The 7318-nt window shown below is 53.6% G+C and carries 8 protein-coding genes and 1 pseudogene; 1 reads left to right on the top strand and 8 read right to left on the bottom strand.

Features of this window, described 5'->3' with window-relative positions; genetic code table 11:
* The 8 genes and pseudogenes from BM029_RS25805 to BM029_RS25265 form a co-directional block, all read right to left on the bottom strand.
* Nucleotides 1-397 (bottom strand): annotated as a pseudogene (locus BM029_RS25805) (IS4 family transposase); the annotation flags it as partial.
* A 145-nt stretch (nt 398-542) separates the two neighbouring features.
* Nucleotides 543-2093 carry a 2-isopropylmalate synthase gene (locus BM029_RS25295; protein WP_092413784.1) on the bottom strand — a complete coding sequence of 517 codons (1551 nt, stop codon included), beginning with the start codon at nt 2091-2093 and terminating at the stop codon, nt 543-545.
* A gap of 133 nt (nt 2094-2226) precedes the next feature.
* Complete coding sequence (gene lysM / locus BM029_RS25290) at nt 2227-2706, bottom strand: peptidoglycan-binding protein LysM (protein ID WP_170851229.1); 480 nt, start codon at nt 2704-2706, stop codon at nt 2227-2229.
* Between the two features lie 113 nt (nt 2707-2819).
* Nucleotides 2820-3692, bottom strand: coding sequence for a CDP-diacylglycerol--serine O-phosphatidyltransferase (pssA, locus tag BM029_RS25285; RefSeq protein WP_092440790.1), 873 nt, complete (start codon nt 3690-3692; stop codon nt 2820-2822).
* 64 nt (nt 3693-3756) lie between these two features.
* Nucleotides 3757-4401 carry a phosphatidylserine decarboxylase gene (locus BM029_RS25280; RefSeq protein WP_092440789.1) on the bottom strand — a complete coding sequence of 215 codons (645 nt, stop codon included), beginning with the start codon at nt 4399-4401 and terminating at the stop codon, nt 3757-3759.
* A gap of 386 nt (nt 4402-4787) precedes the next feature.
* On the bottom strand, nt 4788-4940 hold the full coding sequence (locus BM029_RS25275; protein WP_211482537.1) for a hypothetical protein: 153 nt from the start codon (nt 4938-4940) through the stop codon (nt 4788-4790).
* Between the two features lie 41 nt (nt 4941-4981).
* Nucleotides 4982-5740, bottom strand: a complete 759-nt coding sequence (locus tag BM029_RS25270; RefSeq protein ID WP_092440785.1) for an SIMPL domain-containing protein — start codon at nt 5738-5740, stop codon at nt 4982-4984.
* Between the two features lie 167 nt (nt 5741-5907).
* Nucleotides 5908-6873, bottom strand: coding sequence for an ion transporter (locus BM029_RS25265; protein WP_092440783.1), 966 nt, complete (start codon nt 6871-6873; stop codon nt 5908-5910).
* Nucleotides 6874-7047: 174 nt separating this feature from the next.
* On the opposite strand from BM029_RS25265, the gene BM029_RS25260 reads away from it, so the two are divergent.
* A partial coding sequence (locus BM029_RS25260; RefSeq protein ID WP_139217347.1) for a transposase occupies nt 7048-7318 on the top strand: 271 nt, incomplete at its 3' end.

Genomic DNA, 7318 nt, shown 5'->3' with positions numbered 1-7318 from the left:
CGTAGTGCTCTAGCGGATGAATTTCTTCATACAGCGTCAATGCACGTCCTTTGATCATCAAGGCCGCTCGCAATAACTGCTGGCTTCTACTGGCATTCACATCAGACCAATCCACAATGATCACGGGACGTTCTATGCGCTGCACAACCAGCCGGCACAAGGTGCCATAAATTATTTCTCTGTCCTGATATAACTTCCTATTGCCCAGTAGGCGATCGCAGCGTTTGATACGATGACGTATCGGTGTGGCACTGTCCAAATGCCGGCTCAAGCCCATCAAACTTAACCCACCTTGTAGCGCTGCCTGAACCAACGCAGCCACGCTTTGTGCCCGTTTGGCGTGAACACCAGGACACCTTTCTTCCAACAATTTCTGTATGATTCTTCTTGCATGCATGAGTGCTCTTTCTCTGTCGCAGTTTGGTCGCTACGTAGGAGAAAGTTAACAGCTCATGCATGCAACTGACAATTCAAAATCATTAGCCCTTTGATTTTTATCGATTATTTGAGGGGAAGGGTCAGACTCTGACCCCATTTAACTATTACAGCTGTGGGTTTAGCTTTTCGGACTTGGAATGCAGTTTGTTGAGAGCTGACAAATAGGCTTTGGCAGAAGCGACCACGATATCCAGATCGGCGCCGACACCATTGACGATACGACCCGCCTTCGACAAACGCATCGTCACCTCCCCCTGCGACTGCGTACCAGTAGTAATCGCATTCACCGAAAACAGCAACAACTCCGCGCCACTGGCAACTTTCGTTTCGATAGCGTTAACAATAGCATCCACCGGCCCATTACCCTCAGCCTCGCAAGTAGACTCCTTATCGTCTATCGAAAACACCACTTTGGCACTAGGCTTCTCACCAGTCTCCGAATGCTGCGACAACGACACAAACCGATAGTGTTCCTTACCATGCGACTGCTGCTCATCAGACACCAGCGCAATAATATCCTCATCGAAAATCTCCGACTTACGATCCGCCAACTCCTTGAACCGCGCAAAAGCAGCGTTAACTTCCGTCTCCGATTCCAACGCAATGCCAAGCTCCTCCAACCGCTGCTTGAACGCATTACGCCCTGACAATTTACCCAACACGATCTTGTTGGCACTCCAGCCCACATCCTCGGCCCGCATGATTTCATAGGTATCGCGCGCCTTCAGCACCCCATCCTGATGAATCCCCGAAGCATGCGCAAAGGCATTCGCGCCAACCACCGATTTATTCGGCTGCACCGCAAACCCGGTAATCTGCGACACCAGCTTGGAAGCCGGCACGATCTGCGTAGTGTCTATGCCGATATCCAGATTAAAGTAATCGCGCCGGGTCCTGACCGCCATGACGATCTCTTCCAGCGCAGTATTACCAGCCCGTTCACCCAAGCCGTTAATGGTGCATTCAACCTGGCGCGCACCGCCGATCATCACGCCCGCCAGCGAATTGGCCACCGCCATGCCCAAATCGTTATGGCAGTGAACCGACCAGATCGCCTTGTCCGAATTCGGAATCCGTTCACGCAGCGTCTTCAACATTTGACCGTACAGTTCCGGCACACCGTAACCGACAGTGTCGGCGAAGTTGATAGTGGTAGCGCCTTCCGCAATCACCGCTTCCAATACCCGGCACAGGAAATCCATATCAGAGCGGCTACCATCTTCCGGGCTGAACTCAACGTCATCGGTAAATTTACGGGCAAAGCGCACCGCCTGCTTGGCTTGCTCGAACACCTGGTCCGGCGTCATGCGCAACTTCTTTTCCATGTGCAGCGGCGAAGTCGCCAGGAAAGTATGGATACGCTTGCGCTCGGCCGGCTGCAGGGCTTCCGCAGCGCGCGCAATATCCTTGTCGTTGGCGCGTGACAAGGAACAGACGGTAGAATCCTTGATGATGCCGGCGATCGCCTTGATCGCCTCGAAATCGCCAGGAGAAGCAGCAGCAAACCCGGCTTCGATCACATCCACCTTCATCCGCTCCAGTTGCTTGGCGATGCGGATTTTTTCATCTTTTGTCATCGAAGCGCCGGGCGATTGTTCGCCATCGCGCAAGGTGGTGTCGAATATGATCAGTTTTTCGGGCGAGTTGGCGGCCATGCTGTGCTCCTGATTGGTCTTGTAAACCATCAATTTTAAAGACTTTGACAGATTCCGGTATAAAAATCACAAAGTGACAGATATAAAAAAACCGCCCGGGGCAAACCGGGCGGTCATGTTCAGTTCCTGTCAATCAGGCTAGCGGCGGAATACGCAGCATCTGGCCTGGATAAATCAGGTCAACGCTTTTCAGCATCGGTGTGTTGGCTTCGAAAATTACCTGGTATTTATTTGGATCGCCATAGTATTGCTTGGAAATCTTCGACAGATTGTCGCCGCTCACCACGGTATACCATTGCGATTCATCAGCAGCCTCGGCAACGGTCAAGTCATCGTTCACGCCGGCGACGTCTTTGACGTTGCCGCAGCACAAAATGATTTTTTCCCGGGTTGCCTGGTCCGGCGCCTCGCCGCTGGCGGTAACCGTTGATGAAGCTGCATCAAAGGCAATCGTCAAGCCACTGGTGTCGATACCTTGCGTGCCGACGTAGGTTTTAATCGCATCCGCCGCGGCATTTTGCAACTCTTCGACGTTAGGAGCCGCAGCAACTTCCTCTGGTTTTTTTCCCAGGAGTTTTTCGCCTGCATCTTTAAAAAAAGAAAGTAAACCCATTTTTTTCTCCAGTAGTAGTTGAAAAAGGATGATGCCACTTGCCCTGCTGTCGTGCTGCTTGCAACTTAAGGTTTAACAACATTTAACCTTAGTAATATTTCACAGGCATTACCTTAGTCCTTATCGTCGTGTTCGAGTTCCGTCTGCACGATACTCACCGGCGCTCCCTTGAACCAGCGCCAGAAATACACGCCGAAACCCGACAAGCCGTACAGCACGAACAGGCCGAACAATACTTTCGACGGATCGCTGAAAATCGCCACCAGCGCCAGCACTACCAGGAATGCAGCGATGAACGGCATCGGCTTGCGCAGATTGATATCTTTAAAGCTGTAGAACGGGACATTGGTGACCATGGTCAAGCCGGCGTACAGGGTAATCGCCCATGCCGCCCAGCTTAAGGATGCGCCGCGAAAACCGAGATCATCCATCAGCCACACGAAACCTGCCACCAGCGCCGCTGCCGCAGGGCTGGGCAAACCTTGGAAATACCGCTTGTCGACCACCGCAATGTTGGTGTTGAAGCGCGCCAGCCGCAAAGCGCCGCCGGCACAGTACACAAAGGCCGCCAGCCAGCCCAATTTGCCCATGCCGCGCAAAGACCATTCATACACCACCAGCGCCGGTGCAGCGCCAAACGACACCATGTCAGACAAACTGTCGTACTGGGCGCCAAACTCGCTCTGGGTATTGGTCAGACGTGCTACCCGGCCATCCAGGCTATCCAGCACCATTGCCACGAAGATGGCAATCGAGGCTTGATCGAAACGCAGGTTCATCGCCATCACGATCGCGTAAAAGCCGCAGAACAGCGCTGCCGTGGTGAAAGCATTCGGCAACAGATAAATGCCGCGCCGGCGCCGGACTGGCGGGTGCGCATCATCGTCATCGAGATACGCGTTGCGCTCGGTGTTCTTGTTCGGGCGCAGCGCCTTGGGGAACTGCGCGCCGTTACTCTTCGCTTTACGGCGCTTGAATGTGGCCATGTAAGTTCCGTTTCAATCGACTCAAAATACTAACAACACAAAACACTACTTAAAATTCGACTTCTTAAAATTCGGCCAGGATAGTCTCTGTGGCGGATACCTTGTCGCCTACTGCAACCTTAGGTGTCGCCGTCAGCGGCAGATACACGTCGACGCGTGAACCGAAGCGGATAAAGCCGTAGCGTTGGCCACGCGCCAGCACATCGGCCACCTTGACGTAACACAGGATGCGGCGCGCAATCAGGCCGGCTACCTGGACGCAGGTCACGGTCTGGCCGGTGGCGGCAGTGATGACCAGGGCGTTGCGCTCATTCTCGATCGATGCCTTGTCCAGATCGGCATTGACGAATTTGCCTGGAAAATACTGTACTTTCTCAATCTTGCCGTCGACCGGCGCACGATTCGAGTGGACATTGAATACGTTCATGAATACGCTGATTTTCAGTGCTTCACGATTGGCGTAGGGATCCATGGTTTTCTCAACCACCACGATGCGGCCGTCGGCCGGCGACAGTACTGCAGCCGGATTTTGCGGAATCACACGGGCCGGATCACGAAAGAATTGCAATACGAACAATGCAATAATCCAGAATGGCAGCGACCATGCAAAAGAGAAAAACGTGATCAGCAGCGCGACCGCAAAGGCGATGCCCAAAAAGGGCCAACCCTCGCGGGCAATAATAGGATGGGGATAGTTATTCAACTGCACTCCGGATTATCTTGGTAAATGATGGAAATTTGAAAGCGTGGCTATTCTAGTCGAGCGGGAAATAAATGTAACCTGCTGCTTTATTGCTTAGTCGCCGCTCACTCGGCGCTTATTCGGGGCGCAAAGCCAGTTCTGCCAGTTGCCGGGTAAATCGGTGATTGAGACCGCCTGCATGATATCAGTGGATCTGGATGTTCATCGAAAGAAACAGCGCCTTGGCATTGTATAAAAAGACCAAGCTTTTCGCTCGATTTTATTGATCTGGGTAAATATATTCAGATATATCCAAGGATATGTTTTCAATAAAATAACAAAATAGGAAGATATCACAAGACAGCTGAGGCGATCGCCTCAGCTGCCTCTTATTTTTGCGGTTACTTCTGCTGTTATTTCTGCTGATCTTCTTCGGCCGCTTTAGCCCTGTCTTGAGCCTGCTGCAATTGCTGCTCTACCCCTTTTGCCTTTTCCAGCGCATCGGTCTGGGTTTTGAAAATTTGCGGCGGAGGCGCCGACGGCTTGCAGCCGGTCAGCGCCAACATAAGCGTCGCTCCCACGGCAATGCTCAAAACGGCGAGGCGGTTCATTTGAAACGGACTTTACCAACAACGCGCATATTCAATGTGGTTTCGCCCGACTCGAAACTAGGCTCTTCCACCTGCGCTGCATCGCTCATCGACGCCGCCCGCATCATCATCGCTTTTGGCGCCGGCGCAGAATCCTGAGCGTAGTTGCCGGACCCCTCGAAATCGACTGTATCGATCACGGCATCCGATACATTGCGACCCATTGCACGGGCGATAGAGGCAATCCGCTCGGTCAGGTTCTGGTACGTGGCGGCGATTCTCTGGTCATCCAGCTTTTTGCTGGTGGCGTCGCTCAAGCCGAAATACAAACCGTTGAGACCCAATACGCTTTGCACCGCGGCTACCGTTTTCGGCAGATTGTTCAGATTGGTCGTGGTCGCATCCAGATACTGGCCGACGCGCCAGCCGGTTGGCTGACGTGGCTTGTTTGCATTGCCGCGCGGCTGCGGCTGATCTTCCGGATATACCGGATAGGTGTAATAACCACGCGTTTGCAGGATCGCTTGCGGATCCTGGCGCTTCAGGATATCGGTACCCTGCTTCATCTTCAGATTGACGCGGGAAGCCGCCGCCGCCTTGTCCTTATCCTGCTCTTCGACGTTGAAAGTGATCCTTACCTGGTCGTTGGCATGCTTGACTTCGCCGTAGGCGGGTACTACCACCAGGGTACCGCTGGTCGGCACCGGCGCAGCGTGGGCTACAAACCCCGTGGCAGCCAACAATGACGACAACATCAGTTTGCGTGATCGCGACATATTCTTCTCCAGGAAAAAAATGGAGCGCTACCGAAAGTGCGCCCCAAAGATGATTAATTACAGACCACCCTTCGATTGTATTCAGTCAAATTAGTTCGCTGACAATATTGCCTGTAGTTAGCATCGAACGCAAGGTTGCAAAACCCGCAGCCAGACTATGCGCAAAGCTATTTTTTTGGCCGCTCGCGGCGCACATTGCGCCCCATGCGCGTCTTCAGTTCTGCCAGGTTTCCGGATGGGTCGGTGCCAGTTGCAGAGGTGCCGGCTGCCGCCTCGTCATACTGGTACGGCGGCAACCCTTCACCGCAATGTTTGCAGAACAGCGAGTCAGCCTCATGTCCCTCAGTAAGACAATTGGTGCAGGTACGAGTGGTCGGCGTACCTTTCATCATGGTCATCGCCAGTTCGACGCCGACGATCCCGGTCGGCAACGCGATGATGCCGTAACCCAGCAGCATCGCACAGGAGGTGATCAGCTGGCCCATCGGGGTTTTCGGATGGATGTCGCCATATCCGGTGGTGGTGAGCGTCACAATCGACCAGTACATGCCTATCGGGATGCTGGTGAAGCCGTTTTCCGGCCCTTCGATCACGTACATGATGGTGCCCAGAATCACACTTATGATCAGCACCACGCCGAGGAACACCATGATCTTGTGGCGGCTGTTACGCAGCGCCTGCAACAAGACCTGCGACTCGTCGAAATAACGCGGCAGCTTCATCACGCGGAATACACGCAACATGCGCAACAGGCGAACGTCGATCAGGAAATGGAGTTCCGGCAGCAGGATCGCCAGATAGGTCGGCAAGATCGACACCAGGTCGATGATGCCGAACAGGCTGGTGGCGTAACGCAGGGGCCGCTTGACGCACAACAGGCGCACCACGTACTCGATGGTGAACAAGCCCGTGAACAGCCACTCAAGTGCATTCAACACCAGGAAATCGCGGGCACGCACGGTGCCGACGCTGTCGACAATCACGGTCGCCACGCTCAACACGATGACGATCAGCAAGGCCGTATCGAAGCGGCGTCCTGCATCGGTGTCGGCTTCGAAAATAATCGTGTAAAGACGCTCGCGCCAGCCGCGATCGGGCTTGCCGAATTTACTGCCGATTGATTTAGTTGCCATGTTGCCTAAAAAATAAAGAAAACCGCCCGATTGGGGATGTCACAATCTAAACAATGTGGGGGTGCAGGTCAATCGATAACGCTTGTGCATTTAAAATGAAAAAAGGACGGCAATGCCGTCCTCAGGTTGCTGACAAAGCCTTCCGAAATTGGGAGGCTTTTTTTATAATTAGGGATGCTAAAAATCCCTGCGCCTTACCAGCACGAGCTGGAGATGGTGACGCTGGAAAGCCTGGTGCCCAGCGATCACCTGCTACGCAAGATCGCCGCGGCGGTCGATTTTGACTTTATCCGTCAGAAAGTGGCACATCTGTACTGCGCCGATAACGGGCGTCCGGCGCTCGATCCGGTGGTGCTGTTCAAGCTGTTATTCATCGGCTACCTGTTTGGCGTGCGCAGCGAGCGACAGTTGATGCGCGAGGTGCAAGTCAACGTCGCGTATCGCT

Origin of the sequence: Collimonas sp. OK607 (assembly GCF_900111995.1) — a bacterium.
In the GTDB taxonomy this organism is placed as follows: domain Bacteria; phylum Pseudomonadota; class Gammaproteobacteria; order Burkholderiales; family Burkholderiaceae_D; genus Collimonas.
This window is presented reverse-complemented; position numbering and strand designations above follow the sequence as displayed.